At 67.3% G+C, this 14,781-nt stretch carries 15 protein-coding genes and 1 pseudogene; 5 read left to right on the forward strand and 11 right to left on the reverse strand.

Going from position 1 to position 14,781, the window contains the following annotated elements; genetic code table 11:
* Nucleotides 1-172: 172 nt before the first annotated feature.
* The 8 genes from Q4C89_RS03805 to Q4C89_RS03840 form a co-directional block, all read right to left on the reverse strand.
* Entirely contained in the window at nt 173-1,573 is a 1,401-nt protein-coding gene (locus Q4C89_RS03805; RefSeq protein ID WP_303101275.1) for a nicotinate phosphoribosyltransferase, read from the reverse strand.
* Between the two features lie 126 nt (nt 1,574-1,699).
* On the reverse strand, nt 1,700-2,536 hold the full coding sequence (locus Q4C89_RS03810; RefSeq protein ID WP_303101276.1) for a metallophosphoesterase: 837 nt from the start codon (nt 2,534-2,536) through the stop codon (nt 1,700-1,702).
* The gene (locus tag Q4C89_RS03815; RefSeq protein WP_303101277.1) at nt 2,533-2,808 is read right to left on the reverse strand and encodes a hypothetical protein; all 276 of its coding nucleotides are present in this window, start codon (nt 2,806-2,808) and stop codon (nt 2,533-2,535) included. The genes Q4C89_RS03810 and Q4C89_RS03815 overlap by 4 nt, the downstream gene beginning before the upstream one ends.
* Nucleotides 2,809-2,837: 29 nt before the next feature.
* Complete coding sequence (locus Q4C89_RS03820; protein WP_303101278.1) at nt 2,838-4,313, reverse strand: UDP-N-acetylmuramoyl-L-alanyl-D-glutamate--2,6-diaminopimelate ligase; 1,476 nt, start codon at nt 4,311-4,313, stop codon at nt 2,838-2,840.
* A 167-nt stretch (nt 4,314-4,480) separates the two neighbouring features.
* The gene (locus Q4C89_RS03825) at nt 4,481-5,104 is read right to left on the reverse strand and encodes a deoxynucleoside kinase (RefSeq protein WP_303101279.1); all 624 of its coding nucleotides are present in this window, start codon (nt 5,102-5,104) and stop codon (nt 4,481-4,483) included.
* Complete coding sequence (locus Q4C89_RS03830) at nt 5,104-5,715, reverse strand: deoxynucleoside kinase (RefSeq protein WP_303101280.1); 612 nt, start codon at nt 5,713-5,715, stop codon at nt 5,104-5,106. The genes Q4C89_RS03825 and Q4C89_RS03830 overlap by 1 nt, the downstream gene beginning before the upstream one ends.
* Nucleotides 5,716-5,806: 91 nt before the next feature.
* On the reverse strand, nt 5,807-6,907 hold the full coding sequence (locus Q4C89_RS03835) for a S1C family serine protease (protein WP_303101281.1): 1,101 nt from the start codon (nt 6,905-6,907) through the stop codon (nt 5,807-5,809).
* Nucleotides 6,904-7,110, reverse strand: coding sequence for an FmdB family zinc ribbon protein (locus tag Q4C89_RS03840; RefSeq protein WP_303101282.1), 207 nt, complete (start codon nt 7,108-7,110; stop codon nt 6,904-6,906). Before Q4C89_RS03840 ends, Q4C89_RS03835 begins: the two co-directional genes overlap by 4 nt.
* 282 nt (nt 7,111-7,392) lie before the next feature.
* Here Q4C89_RS03840 and Q4C89_RS03845 point away from each other — a divergent pair, with 282 nt between their 5' ends.
* Nucleotides 7,393-8,874: a nitronate monooxygenase gene (locus Q4C89_RS03845; RefSeq protein ID WP_303101283.1), complete on the forward strand. Its 1,482-nt coding sequence runs from the start codon at nt 7,393-7,395 to the stop codon at nt 8,872-8,874.
* Between the two features lie 84 nt (nt 8,875-8,958).
* Here Q4C89_RS03845 and cmk read toward each other — a convergent pair whose 3' ends face one another.
* The gene (gene cmk / locus Q4C89_RS03850) at nt 8,959-9,579 is read right to left on the reverse strand and encodes a (d)CMP kinase (RefSeq protein WP_303101284.1); all 621 of its coding nucleotides are present in this window, start codon (nt 9,577-9,579) and stop codon (nt 8,959-8,961) included.
* 93 nt (nt 9,580-9,672) lie between these two features.
* On the opposite strand from cmk, the gene Q4C89_RS03855 reads away from it, so the two are divergent.
* The 3 genes from Q4C89_RS03855 to Q4C89_RS03865 all read left to right on the forward strand — a co-directional run bounded on the left by Q4C89_RS03855 (nt 9,673) and on the right by Q4C89_RS03865 (nt 12,526).
* A complete protein-coding gene (locus Q4C89_RS03855) occupies nt 9,673-10,413 on the forward strand; it encodes a peptidylprolyl isomerase (protein ID WP_303101285.1) in 741 nt (246 codons plus the stop codon).
* 8 nt (nt 10,414-10,421) lie between these two features.
* Nucleotides 10,422-10,949: a hypothetical protein gene (locus tag Q4C89_RS03860; protein ID WP_303101286.1), complete on the forward strand. Its 528-nt coding sequence runs from the start codon at nt 10,422-10,424 to the stop codon at nt 10,947-10,949.
* A 74-nt stretch (nt 10,950-11,023) separates the two neighbouring features.
* The gene (locus Q4C89_RS03865) at nt 11,024-12,526 is read left to right on the forward strand and encodes an amidohydrolase (protein WP_303101287.1); all 1,503 of its coding nucleotides are present in this window, start codon (nt 11,024-11,026) and stop codon (nt 12,524-12,526) included.
* A 203-nt stretch (nt 12,527-12,729) separates the two neighbouring features.
* Here Q4C89_RS03865 and Q4C89_RS03870 read toward each other — a convergent pair whose 3' ends face one another.
* A complete protein-coding gene (locus Q4C89_RS03870) occupies nt 12,730-13,386 on the reverse strand; it encodes a vancomycin high temperature exclusion protein (protein ID WP_303101288.1) in 657 nt (218 codons plus the stop codon).
* A 60-nt stretch (nt 13,387-13,446) separates the two neighbouring features.
* Here Q4C89_RS03870 and Q4C89_RS03875 point away from each other — a divergent pair, with 60 nt between their 5' ends.
* Complete coding sequence (locus Q4C89_RS03875) at nt 13,447-14,262, forward strand: Cof-type HAD-IIB family hydrolase (RefSeq protein WP_303101289.1); 816 nt, start codon at nt 13,447-13,449, stop codon at nt 14,260-14,262.
* Between the two features lie 319 nt (nt 14,263-14,581).
* Here Q4C89_RS03875 and Q4C89_RS03880 read toward each other — a convergent pair.
* Nucleotides 14,582-14,781 (reverse strand): annotated as a pseudogene (locus Q4C89_RS03880) (hypothetical protein); the annotation flags it as partial.

The following is a 14,781-nucleotide window of genomic DNA, read 5'->3' on the forward strand; positions in this document are numbered from 1 at the left end:
TTTCGTCGTAGTAACCGACTTCCAGCACGAAACCAGGGGGGTAAAAGACTTCTACCAAGCAGCGGTCAAGCTGGTCTTTTTGCTCCTCAAGTGGCTTATTCGGGTCGGGCAGCCACGCATAGCAAATATTGCCACCGTGAAACTGAATGCCCAGCATGTCCTGAACGCGCATTCAACCTCTGGCCCGCACCACTTCCAACCCGTCCCGCACCAGCAATTCTCCATCCCGGTACACCACGCGCATCAGCGAGCCGGGGAAATCGGTGTCGAAAGTGCGGTACTGCTTGGTCACCATGCGCCCGCCCTCTTCCACCAAGTCCAGCACGCCGTCTTTGCTGCGCTTGCCGGGGTCGGTCACGGGGTCTTTGTAAATGCCCCGGTATTCGCCGTCGACCACGCCCGCGCTGGCTTTGTAGGCGAAGCGCTGGGTGTCGCGGTCAACCTTTTGCAGCAGTGCCCCGCCCATGCCAAAGCTCACGTTTTCGGCGCTGAACCCGTCCACTTCCAAGTTCTGCAAAATCTGGCGAATGGTCTGTTCGTCTATGCCGTCGCCCTGAATCACGCGCACAGTGTTCAGCACCTTAAAGCCCTTGGAGTTGGTGGTGGTGCCGTACTTCGCCGCCAGCGCATTGACCGCCATGCGAACCATCGCGGGGGGGTCGCCACTGTCGGGGCGCACCACCAACGTCGCGCCGCTTTCCTCGACTTCCTTCCGCAGCGTTTCGCCCCAGTGGACGTTGATGGCGTGCTTGAGGTCGTAACTGTCGGACACCACGGCAAAAATGCCGCCCGGCTTGCCGAATTGCCGCACCATGTTGCGGTAGGCGTCTACCTCGTGTTCCTTGCCCCAACTGGTGATGGTGCTGTGCTCGGCGGCGGGGATGCTGAATCCGGCAATATCGGCGTCGTAGTGGTTGCGGCCCACGCGCAGGGCTTCCAGCGTGTCGCTGCCCTGAAAGTTGACCAGATGCGCCAGCCCGCCAATTCCAGCGCTCTCGCGGCTGCTCACGCCCCGGCTGCCGAAGTCGTGCAGCTTGAAGGGCAGTTCGTCGGCGGCGCGGTCAGAGGTTGTTTCCAGCGCCCCCCGGATGATTTCGCGAATGTAGTAGCTCTGCGTGCAGACGGTGGTGGGATACCACACGCGCATCAGCATGGTCTCGAACCAGCCGACCAGCCACGGGAGTTCGGGGTCGGTGTTGGTGCAGCTCATCAGCACGTTGTGGATGGGCACCAGCGTCCCCTCCGGCACGGCGCGGATTTCCAGCGGGAGCTTACCGCCGTGAACATTGACCACCCGCATCCAACCGTCGTAGGGAAAGGGTTCGCCGTGCGCTTCGATGAGGGCGCGGGCTTCCTCCACGTCGGCAGCCGTCACGCGCCGGGTCAAGTACTTGTCCAGGATGTACTGCAACCCGAAAAAGCGGGTCGCGGGGTACTTGCCGCCGCGAGACTCCAGATAACTGAAGATGCGGGTCATCCCCTGCGGGTACTGGAGGAAGTGGCTGGACTTGTAGCTGTCGGTATCCAGAATCAGGTTGTGGTCGGACAGGGCGGCGGGGGCTGTCTGGGACATGGCGACTCCTTGGAAATGGGGGAGAGGAAGCGGCTTGCAGGGACCTTCAAAGCATAGAACGCTGCCCGGTCTGCTCCCGGCTTTTTGGCGTCTCTGTGGGGGTGACGCCGCCCCACCATCCGGGTTTTACCAGGGTGAACTCTGGTCTGCCGCCGGGCGAGGCTGGGTCATCCGGACTTCCTCGGAGGGCATCGGCTCACCGAAGTGCATGTACTTGCGCCCGGTTTCGGGAGAACCGCTGCCCTGCAACACGCGGATGGTGGGCCGTTCCTGCGGATTGCCGATTTCGACCAGCGCGAGGCGACCCGTTTCGTAGGCGCCCAGGTCGACGTAGACGTGCCGGGCCAGTCGGGTGGGCTGGCGCACCGGGGTATGCCCGTGCAGGCTGTACACCACGCCGTCGGGCATGGGAAAAGGCCCCTCGAAAGGCCGCAGCCACAGCGCCGCCGAGAGCGGGTTGGGGTGGGTCTGGTGGGCCACCGGGGGCGCGGCGTGCGACACCAGCACGCTCGGCTGCGAGGGCGCTTCGTCGTGGATGGCCCCGTCGGCGGTGACGTAGACCACCCGTTTCAGGTCGGGCAGGTACAGGTAGCGAGCCAGCAGTTCGGGAAACTGCTCCAGCGTCAGGCCGCCGAGTTCGCGGCGCACGCTGTCGCCCCCGGCGCGCATCCACCACTGGTAACCCTCCATCGCCTTGCGGTAATCGCCCATGTCGTGTGTGCCCAGGTAATCGCGGTACCAGCGCGGCCCTTCCATCGCCATGCGCTCGTGGTTGCCCATCAGCAGGGTGGCGCGGCCCGCCGCGTGCAGTTCCAGCAGCAGTTCCACCGTCGGCAGGCTGTGCGGCCCCCGGTCGATGGCGTCACCCAGGCACAGGTAATGGGCGTCGGGGTAAAGGTTCAGGGCACTTTGCAGCAGGTCCACGCGCCCGTGCAGGTCGGGAATGACGACGACTTGCCTCATGCGCGCTCCTCCGGGGCATCGGCAGGGTTGTCGGCGAAGTCCAGCAGGGTCTGTTTGCTCCGCTCGCGCAGCAGTCGGGGCGCTTCCGGGTCGGGGGTAAAGGTCAGCGTGCCTGCCCCGCCCGTCACGCGGTAGCCTGCGCCGTCGGCGGCCTGGGGCAGCCACTCGGCGGGGAGTTGAAAGGTGCGGCCCCGTCCGTCTTCCACGTCGGCCAGACCCGCGTCTTCGTCCAGCACATCAATGACCAGCAGGGCGTCGGCGTCTTGCATCATTAGGGCAGTGTAGAGCAGCCGGAGGGTTTTTAGCCCCGCAGCGCCAGGGCCTCCCGCGCCTCCTGCACCTCGTTCCAGGGCAGCGTTTCGGTGGCGCGTTCCAGGGTGTCTTCCGGCCCCTTGCCTGCCAGCAGCACGGTGTCGCCCCCGGCTGCCTCGCGCAGGGCGTGGCGAATGGCCTCACGGCGGTCAGCGATGCTGCGGAAATTCTGGCGTTCGCCCGCGCCGCGCTCCATTTCGGCCAGGATGTCCTGAATATGGGTGTCGCGGCAGTCTTCCTCGGTGAAGACGGCGTGGTCGGCCAGCCGGGTGGCGACTTCGCCCAGCGGCGCACGCTTGGAGGGGTCACGCGGCCCGCCCGCTGAGCCGATGACCACCCACAATTTGCCTGCCGTCGTCGCCCGCAGGGTGGACAGTGCCTTTTCCAGACTGGGCGGCGTGTGGGCGAAATCCACGATGACGCGGGGTTGCCCTGCTCCGCCCGGTATGGCCCCGCCCGGCACCAGCTCCATGCGCCCCGGCACGCCCCGGAAGGACGCCAGTCCCGTTCGTAGCGCCTCTGCGCCCGCGCCCAGATGCGCCGCTGCCGCCATGCCCGCCAGCGCGTTGGCGACGTTGAAGCGCCCTATCATCGGCAGCTCGGCGGCGAATTCGCCCAGCGGCGAGGTCACGCGGAAATGCAGCCCGCTGTGGCGCTCCTCGATGTCGTGCGCCTGCCAGTCGGCGTGCTGCCCCTCGGCGCTGTAGGTCGTTTCCTGCGGGGCGATCCCGCGCAGTTGTGCGGTCCAGGGGTCGTCCACGTTCAGCACGGCGAAGCGGGCACGCTCGACCAGTTTGCGCTTGTCGGCGAAGTAGTTGTCCAGCGTGCCGTGAAAGTCGAGGTGTTCGCTGCTCAGGTGCGTCCACACCGCCACGTCCCAGTCCACACCGCGCACCCGCTCCAGCGCCAGGGCGTGACTGCTGGCCTCCAGCACCACCGCCGCCGCGCCTGCCTGCACCATGTCGCCCAACGTCTGCTGCACCTGAGGCGCTTCGGGCGTGGTGAAGTGCGCCGGAAAATGCCGCAACTCGCCGTCGGGCAGTTCGTAGCCGACCGTACTCAGCAGCCCCGTCGGCAAGCCCGCCGAGCGCAGCAGATGCCGGGTCAGCCAACTGGTCGTGGTCTTGCCGTCGGTTCCGGTAATCCCCACCACTTTCAGCGCCCGACTGGGGTGCCCGGCGATGGCGGCGGCGGCATCGGCCAGGGCTTGCCGGGCCTGGGGCACGGTCAGGTAAGGCAGCGCCGGAGTTTCCCCGTCGCGCAGCCCCTCACCCAGAACCGCCACCGCGCCCGCTGCCCGCGCCTGCTCGATGAAGCTATGCCCGTCGAACTTGGCCCCGCGAATCGCCACGAAGGCGAAGCCGGGCTGCACCCAGGCGGCGTTGTGGGTCACGCCCGTCACTTCGGTGTCGGGGGCAGCGGGGGGCGGGAGCTGAAGTTCGGCGGCAAGGTCGTGGAGGCGCATGGGGTAGAGGGTAGAGGGTAGAGGGAAAAGGGTAAAGGCTCACACGGATTCCGCTCCATTCCAGCACAGGTGCAACAACACCGCCTGCGCTTCCATACCGCGAAATCCGCATTCTTTCCCACTCCTTCCAGTCGGATTGAATCCTCTACTGCGGGATTCAAGCGGTATCAGGGCAGCAGCGGCAGCCCGTAGCCGTGCGCCTGCACCCGTCCGCAGACCCACTCGAAAGCCTGCGGGTCATGCACGAAGTCGAGCTGGTCGCCGTCCACACGCAGCACCGGGCACAGGTCGAAGCGGCCCACCCAGTCGCCGTACAGCCGATTCAGGCCCGCCAGATACTCGTCGGGAATGTCCCGTTCGTAGTCGCGCCCCCGCTGGGCAATGCGCCAGCGCAGGGTGGGCAGTCCGGCGTCAATGTGAACCAGCAGGTCAGGCACGCGCAGCGCGGGCAGCACGCCCTGGTAGAGCGCCTGATACGTCTGCCAGTCGCGCCCGCTCATGTGGCCCGATTCGTAGAGGTTGCGGGCAAAAATGTTGGCGTCCTCGAACACCGTGCGGTCTTGGATGACGTACCGCGCTCCCGTCACCATGCCGAGGTGTTGCTCCAGGCGGCGAGACAGAAAATAAATCTGGCTGTGAAAGGAAAACTGCCGCATGTCGCGGTAAAAGTCTTCCAGATAGGGGTTTTCGGCGTAGGGTTCGTAGACCGGGCGCAGGCCGTACCTCTCCGAGAGCATCCGCGTGAGGGTGCTTTTGCCGCTGCCGATGTTGCCCGAGACGGCGACGTACATCAGGGATTTCCTGTCGCCTGGGCCAGCGCCGCGTCTATCTGGGCAAAAATGGCCTGTTCGTCGGCCTCGTTCGCCACGAAGTCGTAGCCCTCGGCGTTCAGAATCAGGTGTGGGTGGGCATAGTTGCGGAAATAGTCGTCGTAGCGCCCGGTCAGGTCGGCCAGATACTCGGCCTTCATGTCGTGCTCGAAGGGACGGCCCCGCTTGGCGATGCGGCGCAGCAGTTCGGGCGTGTCGGCCCGCAGGTACACCACCAGGTCGGGGGTGGGCAGCCGGGGCGAGAGGTGGCTGTAGAGGTCCTGATACAGGTCGAATTCGGCGTCACGCAGGTTCATGGACGCGAAGATGAAATCCTTGTCGAACAGGTAGTCGCTGACCACCTCCGGGCGGTACAGCCCCGGCTGCCACAGTTGCGAGAGCTGCTTGAAGCGCGAGAGCAGAAAGAACGCCTGCACCTGAAAAGCGTAGGCGTCCGGCTGCTCGTAAAAACGCGCCAGGAAGGGATTTTCCTCCACGACTTCGAGGTTCAGTTCGGCCCCCGCCCGCCGCGCCAGCCGCTGCGCGAGGCTCGTTTTGCCGACTCCGATAGGGCCTTCGACCACGACATACATCAGGGGAGAGTGTAGAGGGTGAAGGGAGAAGGATGGAGAGTTGCTGCCCTCCACCCCCCTCCCTTTGCCCTGCTCTCTCCGTGCGCTGCGCTTACTCCCCTGTGCGCTTGAGCAGGGTGACGGGCACCTTGACCTGTCGGCCCTCGCGCCACAGGGTCAGGGTCACGGTGTCGCCGGGGCGCTTGGCGGCGACCAGGCGCACCACATCGAAGGAGTTCTGCACGCGCACGCCGTCTACGGCCACAATCACGTCGCCCAGCGGGGCCAGCAGTTGCCCCTTGGCGTTGCGGAGGCTGCCGCGCAGGTCGGCGCGGGCGGCGGCGCTGCCTGCCTCGACCTCGTCCACCAGGGCACCCTCGGCACTCGTCAGCCCCGCGAATTCGCGCAGGGCGGGTTCCAGGCTGTCCAGGTCGACCAGCGTGGCCCCCAGGGTCCCGCGCTGCGGAACGCCCACCTGCTCCAGGTCGCTCACGCTCTGGGCCACCAGGTCGCTGGGCAAGGCGAGGCCAATCATGCCCGCCACCGCCACGTTCGGCGCAGCGTTGGCATCGGCGACCGCCACGACCGCGCCCCGCGAGTCAAGGACCGGGCCGCCGGAGTTGCCGTTCTGGATGCTGGCGGTGGTGGCGACGTACTGCCCGACTTCCTGGGCGATGCCGTCGTCACGCGGCACGTCGCGGGCACTCGCCAGTACGCTGAAAATCCCGGTGCTGACGAAGTTCTGGAACCGCAGCGGCGAGCCGATGACCACCAGTTTCTGCCCCGGCACCAGCCGCGCACTGTCCCCGAAGGCCAGGGTTTTGGGAGCGGTCACGCCCTGCACCCGCAGCAGCGCGATGTCGATGCCGGGGTCCACCGCCTCCACCCGCGCCGTCGCCTGTCGCCCGTTGGAGAGCGTCACCGTGATGGCTTCCTGGTCCTGAATGACGTGGTAGTTCGTCACGATCAGGTCGCGCTTGTAAAAGAACCCCGACCCGACTTCGATGGGGTCGTCGCCGGGTTGCAGCGCTTCTTTGCGCAGGCGCACGTCGAGGCGCACCACGGCGGGCAGCGCCGACTGCACGATTTCCACGGTGTTGATTTCGTCGGGCGTCACCAGCGCCTGCTGGGCAGACACCCGCCCGACCAGATACGCGCCCCCCGCCGCAGCGAGTAGGAGCACCGACAGGGCGGCGGCGCGAAGCGGCTTCACTCGCCGCCGCCCCCTTCGCTGGACTTGGGACGCGAGTCGTTGGCGTAAAAGCCGCTGCCTTTGAAGGCGATGGCAGGCCGCGCCAGCACGCGCTTGATGGCCGCGCCCGTCTCGGGGTGGGTGGTGTAGGGTTCGTCGCGCATGCTCTGCACGAGTTCGTAGATTTCGCCGGTTTCCAGGTCTTTGTAGAGGTAAGTGGGCATGTGTTCCTCGAAAAAAAAGCGGGACCAACTTCGCCAAGTCTTGCTGCCGAGTCGGCACGCCTTCTGTCCCTTGCGGGGCAACGTCTGCCCATCCTAGCAGCCCGCTCCGGCGTGGCGGGCGCAGCGGCCCCCCCGACCACTGGCCCCCCCGACCATCAATCGCAACACGTCACACCTTTTGACCGCGTCTCAAGTTGGCGGTGCCGGGTCGCGTTGCCAGGGATACTGATGTTGGCCCCGTGTCGCGGCGCGTTGCCCGGCAGCCGGGAGGCCAGGTGAATCATGACTGATATGACGCAGACTCCGGCTTCCTCGACGGCTCAGGCCTCTTCCTTCGCCCCCGCCCGTCTGCCCCAGATTATTCAGGGCGGCATGGGTGTGGCCGTTTCCGACTGGCGACTGGCCCAGGCTGTTTCGCGTACCGGCGAACTCGGCGTGGTGTCGGGCACGGGCATCGACAACGTGCTGGTCAGGCGCTTGCAAGACGGCGACCCGGAAGGCCACGTCCGCCGCGCCCTGGCCGCCTACCCCAACCAGGACAAGGCGCAGGAAATCATCGCCAAATACTTCATCGAAGGCGGCAAGGAGCCGCACAAGCCTTACGCCCGTATCGCGCTGCCCACCCACCGCAACCACAAACTGGCCTGGGAACTGTCTATCGCGGGCGGCTTCGTGGAGGTCTGGCTGGCCCGCGAAGGCCACGACAACCCCGTGGGCCTGAACCTGCTGACCAAGCTGGAACTGATGACCATGCCCGCCCTGTACGGCGCGATGCTGGCGGGCGTAGACACCGTGATTATGGGCGCGGGGATTCCGCGTGAAGTGCCTGCCGCGCTCGACAACCTCTCGGCGGGTCGGCCCGGCACCTTCAAACTGAGCGTGAAGGGCGACCCCCAGGGCGAGACCCCCAGCGTGACGCTCGACCCCGCCGAGTACGGCTTTGCGGGAATGACCACCGTGCGGCCCAAGTTCTACCCCATCATCACCTCGCATGTGCTGGCGGGCGCGATGCTCCGCAAGAAAACGGGCGAAATCGACGGCTTCGTCATTGAAGGCCCCACCGCTGGCGGTCACAACGCGCCCCCACGCGGCAACTACGAACTCGACGACCTCGGGCAACCCATCTACGGCGAGCGCGACGTGTGCGACCTGGCCGAGATGCGGAAATTCGGCCTGCCCTTCTGGCTGGCGGGCGGCTACGGCAAACGCGGCGGGCTGCAAGACGCGCTTGCCGAGGGCGCGGCGGGCATTCAGGTCGGCACGCTGTTTGCCTACGCCAAGGAAGCGGGCATCCGCGACGAACTGCAGGCCGAGGTGCTGGGGCGCGTGCAGGAGGGCAACCTGTCGGTCTACACCGACCCGCTGGCCTCGCCCACGGGCTTTCCCTTCAAGGTGGTGCAACTGCCCGAAACCCTCTCCAACCCCGAGGTCTACGCCGCCCGCCAGCGCATCTGCGACATCGGCTACCTGCGCGAAGCCTACTGGGAAACGGGCGAGGGCAAGGCAGGCAAAGTGGGCTGGCGCTGCGCCGCCGAACCCGTAGACCAGTACGTCGCCAAGGGCGGCAAAATTGAGGACACGGTGGGCCGCAAGTGCCTGTGCAACGCGCTGATGGCCGACGCAGGGCTGCCGCAAGTGCAAAAGAACGGTGACGTGGAAAAGTCCCTGCTGACCAGCGGCGACGGCCTGACCGAACTCGGCAGCTGGAAGCCGGGCTACACGGCGGCAGACGCGGTGGAGTTCTTGCGCGGCGAGCAAGTCTGAAGGTCTGAAAATCCGACAAAAAAGGGGCGGCCCCATGCGGAGGTCGCCCCTCGCTCTCTTCCCTCAGCCCTCCACGCTCACCCCTCAGCCCCTGACGCCCCGCAAAATCTCGTCAATCACTTCTTCCAGCGTCAGCGGCCCGGTGTCGATCACGCGGGCGTCGGGGGCGGGGGCGCTTTGCACGGTGTCTCTGGCGTCACGCTCTATCAGGGCGGCCTCAATCGCGTCCACGTCCTCGGGGCGCTCGGCACTGCGGCGCTCGGCGCGGATGCGGGGGCTGGCGGTCAGGTAGAACTTGGCCTGCGCCTGCGGAAACACGTTCGTGCCCATGTCGCGCCCCTCGGCCACGAAAGGCGGGGGCAACTGCCGAAGCTGCTCGTCCACCCAGGCGCGGATTTTGGGGTGGGCCGCCACGGTACTTACACCCGCGTCCACGGCGCTCTGGTGCAGTTCCCAGGTCAGGTCGCGCTCGCCTGTCCAGATGCGGTTGCCCTCGGCCAGCGGTTCCAGGCGCAGCGGCAGCGTTCGGAGGTGCGCCAGCAGGGGAGCCGCTTCAGCCAAATCCAGGCGGGCTTCCAGGCCCAGCAGGGTCGCGGCGCGGTAGAGCAGACCGCTGCTGACATACGGAATGCCCAGGGCACGGGCCACGCCGCCCGATACGCTGGATTTGCCGCTGGCCGCCACGCCGTCTATGGTCACAATCACATCCCGCAAGCTACCAGTTTCCGGGCCGCTTCGCTCAGTTGTGGGCCACCCCTCGCCTGCTTTTCCTCATCGCCGACCCGTACACTAAGGGGCATGAAGACCCCCACTGTGGCCCTGCTGCTCGGCGGCCTGCTCGTCCTGAGTGCCTGCCAGAACAAGACCGAGACGACCACCGAAACCAAAACCGAAACGACCACCACCGAAACCCAGACCGATACGGCGGTCACGACCCCCGGCCCCATTCCGGCGGGCTACACCGAGGTCGCGCCCCTGACCGAAAAGCCCGTGCGAGAGTTCAAGGCCGAACCCGCCATGAGCCTGCAAGAAGGGCAGGACTACTACGCCCTGATGGACACCAGCAAGGGCCAGATTCTGCTCGACCTCTACGAGCAGGAAACGCCCGTCACCGTCAACAACTTCGTGACGCTGGCCCGCAACCGCTTCTATGACGGCACGCGCTTTCACCGCGTCATCGACGGCTTCATGGCGCAGGGGGGCGACCCCCAGAGCACCGACCCCGCCAAGAAGGACGCCTGGGGCACGGGCGGCCCTGGGTACCAGTTCGCTGACGAATTCCGCTCCAAGCTGACCTTCGACGGCAGCGGCATTCTGGCGATGGCGAACAGCGGCCCCGCCACCAACGGCTCGCAGTTTTTCATCACCTTCGACCAGACCTCGCACCTCAACGGAATGCACACCATTTTCGGCAAGGTCGTGACCGGGGATGACGTGCTGCCCAAACTGACCCGCACCAGCGGCGCGGACGGTGCCCCGGTCGAGGGCGCGGAAGCCGACCAGATTCTGCGCGTCCGCATCCTGACCAAGAGCAAATGAGGCGCGTCATGAAACAAACCTTCCTGTTGCTGCCGCTGCTGGCACTGGCCTCGTGCGGCAAGCAGACCGTCAAGGCTCCGGGCGACTATGACCTGAGCGGCACCCTGCGCGGCGACTGGACCGGGGCCAATCTCCGGCTGGCGCTGGTGGGGGCCGGGCTGCCCAACCTGCTGACCAACACCTCCACCCTGACCCAAACGCCGCTGCAACCGGGGTCGGCCTTCGGGGTGGACCTGCCCTCTTTGCCCGACGTCATCGGGGTTTATCAGGTCATCGCCTTCGACGACCGCAACAACAACGCGACCTACGACCCCGGCGAGACGGTGGCCCGCAACAGCCAGTGGCTGATCTTCAGCCCGCGTGGCGGCGAGATTCCGGCGCTCAAGGTGCCGCAGAACCTTCCCGGAGCCGGGGAAGAACTGCTGCCCACGCTGACTGTGGAGCAGGGTTGGAACCTGTATGACCGCGCCCAGCCGCTCAGCGGGGCCAACCCCCGCGCCGGGAAAAAAGTGACAGGGTACGACCTGAGCCGCTGAAAACGACTCTGAACAGGCGGGATGGTCCCAGGTTCGGGCTGCCCGCCTGTTCCTTTTGGCCTACCCTGGAGCCTATGACCACCTCACCGCTGACCCTCCTGCTGGCCCAGGTGACCACTCTCGACCCCCAGCGTCCCCAGGCCGAAGCCGTGCTGGTCGGCGGCGGTCGGGTGCTGGCGGTGGGCACCCGTGAAGACCTCCGCGCCCTGGCCCCCCGCGCCGAGGTGCGCGACTGCCGCGACCTGCTGCTGACGCCGGGCCTGTGCGACGCGCACACGCATCTGGTGGCGTACGGGGCCAGTCTCAGTCAGCTCGACCTTCAGGGCGTGCAGAGTGTGGCGCAGGTGCAGTCGAAACTGGCCGAGCGGGTGGCGCGCACTCCGGCAGGCGCGTGGATTGAGGGCAGCGGCTTTCTGCTCTCGGAACTGGGGGTGGCGGGTTATCCCACCGCCGCCGACCTGGACGCGGTCAGCCCGCACCATCCCGTGCTGCTGCGCTCGCGTGACCGTCACATGGTCTGGGTCAACAGCGAGGCGCTGCGGCGGGCCGGAGTGACGGAGGCGACGCCCGACCCGGAAGGCGGGCACATCGTTCACCCGCTGGGCTGCTTGCAGGAAAACGCGGCGGGTCTGGTCAGCGCCCTGCTGCCCCCGCCCAGCGAGGCCGACTGGCTGGCCTACGCCCGCGCTGGCGCAGACGACCTCGCGGCACGCGGCTATGTCAGCACGCACACGATGGCCGCCGAGTCGCCCGACGCGCCGCTGGCCCTGCAAACCCTGGCGGCGCGGGGCGAGTTGCCGCTGCGGGTCTGGGTCTGCCTGCCGCACGAACGGCTGGAAGCGGCGTCGGCGCTGGGCCTGAGCCGCGTGCCCGGCGGCCTGTTTCAGTGGGGCGGGGTCAAGTTCTTTGCCGACGGCGCACTCGGCAGCCGCACCGCCTGGCTGCACGCGCCGGGGTTTGCCGACGGTTCCGGCACGGGCATCGCGCTCGACTCGCCCGAACTGATCGTCGAGCGGGGGCGCGAGGCGCTGCGGCTGGGCCTGACTCCGGTAACCCACGCCATCGGGGACCGGGCCAACACCGAGGTGCTGAACGCCTACGACCAGTTGCGCCCCGAGGCCGAGGCACGCGGCATTCGTATGCGCGTCGAACACGCCCAGCACGTGCGCCCCGCCGACTTGCCGCGCTTTCGGGGGCTGGTCGCCAGCGTGCAGCCCATCCACCTTCAGGGCGACGCCGCCATGATTCGTGACCTGTTGCCGCACGGCGAAGCCACCAGCCACGCTTACCGGGCGCTGCGGGACGCCGGGGCGATTCTGGCGTTCGGCAGCGACGCGCCCGTGTCGCCGCCCGACCTTCAGGCCAACTTCGCCGCCGCCACGACCCGGCTGGGCGAGGACGGCCTACCTCTGGCCCCCGCCGAGGCCCTTAGCGCCGAAGACGTGCTGTGGGCACACACGCGGGGCGCGGCCCTCGCCGCAGGCTGGGACGACGAAGGCTGGATCAAGCCGGGAGCGCGGGCCGCTTTTACCCTCTGGGACCGGCTCGGCGGTACGGCGCGGGCGTTGGTGCTCTAGCGCCGGAGAGAAGTACCGGAAAGGTGTTTCGGAGGAGGCAATAAAAAATCCGCTCACTCGGAGCGGTTATGACAAAAAGAATAGCCCGATATGCAGGCTTTGTCAATGTCTTGCATGCTGCTACTAAAAATCCCGATGGGGACGTGGTTTTCGACTCGCCCAGTCGAACGGTCTATTCGCGGTTTGGTTGGGCTGCCTGACCCTCAAGCGCCGCCTTCCTCATCCGGCAGCGGCACCGGGTCGCCCAGGAACTTCGGCCCCTTGCCGCTCAGCACGTCCAGCACGGCGCGGACGCGGGCCAGGACTTCACGCAGTTGCACCCGCACACCACTGCGCCCGGTCACGTCGCGGGCATTCAGACCGATGGCGTCCAGGCCCCGCGTGCGTGCCAGAAAAATGGCCCGTTCGTTGTGAAACGGCTGACTGATGACGGTGAACTGCCGCGTGCCGAAGACCTCGGCGGCCCGCACCACGCTGTCGAGGGTGCGAAAGCCCGCGTAGTCCAGCACCAGCCGCTCGGCGGGAATCCCGCGCTCGATTAGGTCATGCTGCATGGTGGTCGGTTCGTCGTAGTACTCGCTGCCGTTGTCGCCGCTCAGCAGCAGCACCCGCACCTTGCCCGCCCGGTACGCGGCCTCGGCGGCGTCTATGCGGTAGAGGTAATAGCGGTTCACGCGCCCGCTGGCGAGGTATTTGCTCGTGCCCAGCACCAGCCCCACCTGCCGGGCGGGGAGGTCTTCGGCGCGGTCGTATATGCGCCCGTAGGCCGCCAGCGGCACCACGACCTGCGGGAGCAGCACCCCGGTCAGCAGCAGGCCCACGCCGCTCCGGAGCCACTGCCGCCATCCCCACCGGGTCATACGCCGAGTCTTCACCCACAGAGCATAACGGCCCCTGCTTTGGGGCGTAGCCTGTGGCCCATGCCTGTGCGCCTGATTGCCTCCGACCTCGACGGAACCCTGCTGAGAAACGACCTGAGCGTCAGTCCCCGTGTGCGGCGGGCACTGGACGCAGCGCGGGCGGCGGGCCTGCACGTCGTTCCGGTCACGGCGCGGCAACCCGTCGGCGTGCGGCGCATGGCCGAAGCTGCCGGGTTCGACGGCTGGGCGCTGTGCAGCAACGGCGCCCTCGGCATTCACCTGGGGACGGGCGAAGTGCTGTTCGAGGCCCACCTCGCGCCGGAGGTGCAGCGGGCGCTGGCCCTGGCGGTGGCGGAACGGGTGCCGGGAACGGTCTTTGCCAGCATCCGGCAAGCGGGCGAGGTCTTCGTGGCCCAGGACGGGTACGCCCAGCTCGCCTCCGAGGGCGACCACAAGCGCGACCCGGCGACGATGGGCCGTCACCTGCTGGATGACGTGGTCAGCGGGCCAAGCCTCAAGTTCGTGCTGCGTCACCCCGAAGTCTCGCCCCCGGACCTGCTGGCGGCGGTGCGGGCGCTGAATCTTCCCGGCTTTCACGCCACCCACAGCGGCGCGGCTTTTGTCGAAGTCGCCGCCGAGGGCATCAGCAAGGCGTGGGGGCTGGCGAGGTTGTGCGAAAAGCTGGGCATCGCGCAGGCCGACACCCTGGCCTTCGGGGACGCCCCCAACGACGCCGAGATGCTGGCCTGGGCCGGGCGCGGCGTGGCGATGGGAAACGCCCATCCCGAGGCCCGCGCCGCCGCCGACGAGGTGACGCTGAGCAATGAGGAGGATGGGGTGGCGGTGGTGTTGGAGGGGCTGCTGGGGCTGGTTTAGTCCAGGGCTGTGGGAGCTTCGGCTTAAGCTTTTGGCCCCAACCCCCAACCCCTATCCCCAGGGGGGACAGGGGCTTCGACGCTGGCGCTGTGCACATGGCGGTGGGTTCGCTGACTGGGCGGTGTTTCACAACTGCACGGGGCTGGACGCTGCTGTTTCCCAATTCTTGTGCGGCCCGTGCGCTTCGCGCCCGACGGCCCCGGAATTCTGCGTTTCTCAACTTCTTGGGTGTAACCCTCTCCCCGCGTGGGAGAGGGCCTCGCGTAGCGAGGGGTGAGGGGGCTTACCGTCAAATGCTAGAAGCCGCAAAGACCACGCACTATGGCCCCCTTCCCTCTGCCAGCGCCGCGCCCGCCGTGTCCTGCACTGTGAAGGCGTAAGCGTCGGCGGTCTGCTGCTGCCATTTGACAGTCTGGTTCTGGCAGGCGGGCGGCAGGGTCAGGTCTTGCGGGCGGGGGTAGCGCCCTTCCAGGCTGCTGCGGCGGTAGTCCTCCAGCGTGCGCGAAAGCTGGGTGGCGC

This window comes from Deinococcus sp., from assembly GCF_030523985.1.
In the GTDB taxonomy this organism is placed as follows: domain Bacteria; phylum Deinococcota; class Deinococci; order Deinococcales; family Deinococcaceae; genus Deinococcus.

Bases quoted from the DNA above. Each gene is read 5' to 3' on its own strand.
- Q4C89_RS03820 (WP_303101278.1), bottom strand. From the start codon at position 4,313: ATGCGCCTCCACGACCTTGCCGCCGAACTTCAGCTCCCGCCCCCCGCT.
- Q4C89_RS03875 (WP_303101289.1), top strand. From the start codon at position 13,447: ATGCCTGTGCGCCTGATTGCCTCCGACCTCGACGGAACCCTGCTGAGA.
- Q4C89_RS03860 (WP_303101286.1), top strand. From the start codon at position 10,422: ATGAAACAAACCTTCCTGTTGCTGCCGCTGCTGGCACTGGCCTCGTGC.
- Q4C89_RS03810 (WP_303101276.1), bottom strand. From the start codon at position 2,536: ATGAGGCAAGTCGTCGTCATTCCCGACCTGCACGGGCGCGTGGACCTG.
- Q4C89_RS03825 (WP_303101279.1), bottom strand. From the start codon at position 5,104: ATGTACGTCGCCGTCTCGGGCAACATCGGCAGCGGCAAAAGCACCCTC.
- Q4C89_RS03805 (WP_303101275.1), bottom strand. From the start codon at position 1,573: ATGTCCCAGACAGCCCCCGCCGCCCTGTCCGACCACAACCTGATTCTG.
- Q4C89_RS03815 (WP_303101277.1), bottom strand. From the start codon at position 2,808: ATGATGCAAGACGCCGACGCCCTGCTGGTCATTGATGTGCTGGACGAA.
- Q4C89_RS03870 (WP_303101288.1), bottom strand. From the start codon at position 13,386: ATGACCCGGTGGGGATGGCGGCAGTGGCTCCGGAGCGGCGTGGGCCTG.
- Q4C89_RS03855 (WP_303101285.1), top strand. From the start codon at position 9,673: ATGAAGACCCCCACTGTGGCCCTGCTGCTCGGCGGCCTGCTCGTCCTG.
- Q4C89_RS03830 (WP_303101280.1), bottom strand. From the start codon at position 5,715: ATGTATGTCGTGGTCGAAGGCCCTATCGGAGTCGGCAAAACGAGCCTC.
- Q4C89_RS03840 (WP_303101282.1), bottom strand. From the start codon at position 7,110: ATGCCCACTTACCTCTACAAAGACCTGGAAACCGGCGAAATCTACGAA.
- Q4C89_RS03845 (WP_303101283.1), top strand. From the start codon at position 7,393: ATGACTGATATGACGCAGACTCCGGCTTCCTCGACGGCTCAGGCCTCT.
- Q4C89_RS03865 (WP_303101287.1), top strand. From the start codon at position 11,024: ATGACCACCTCACCGCTGACCCTCCTGCTGGCCCAGGTGACCACTCTC.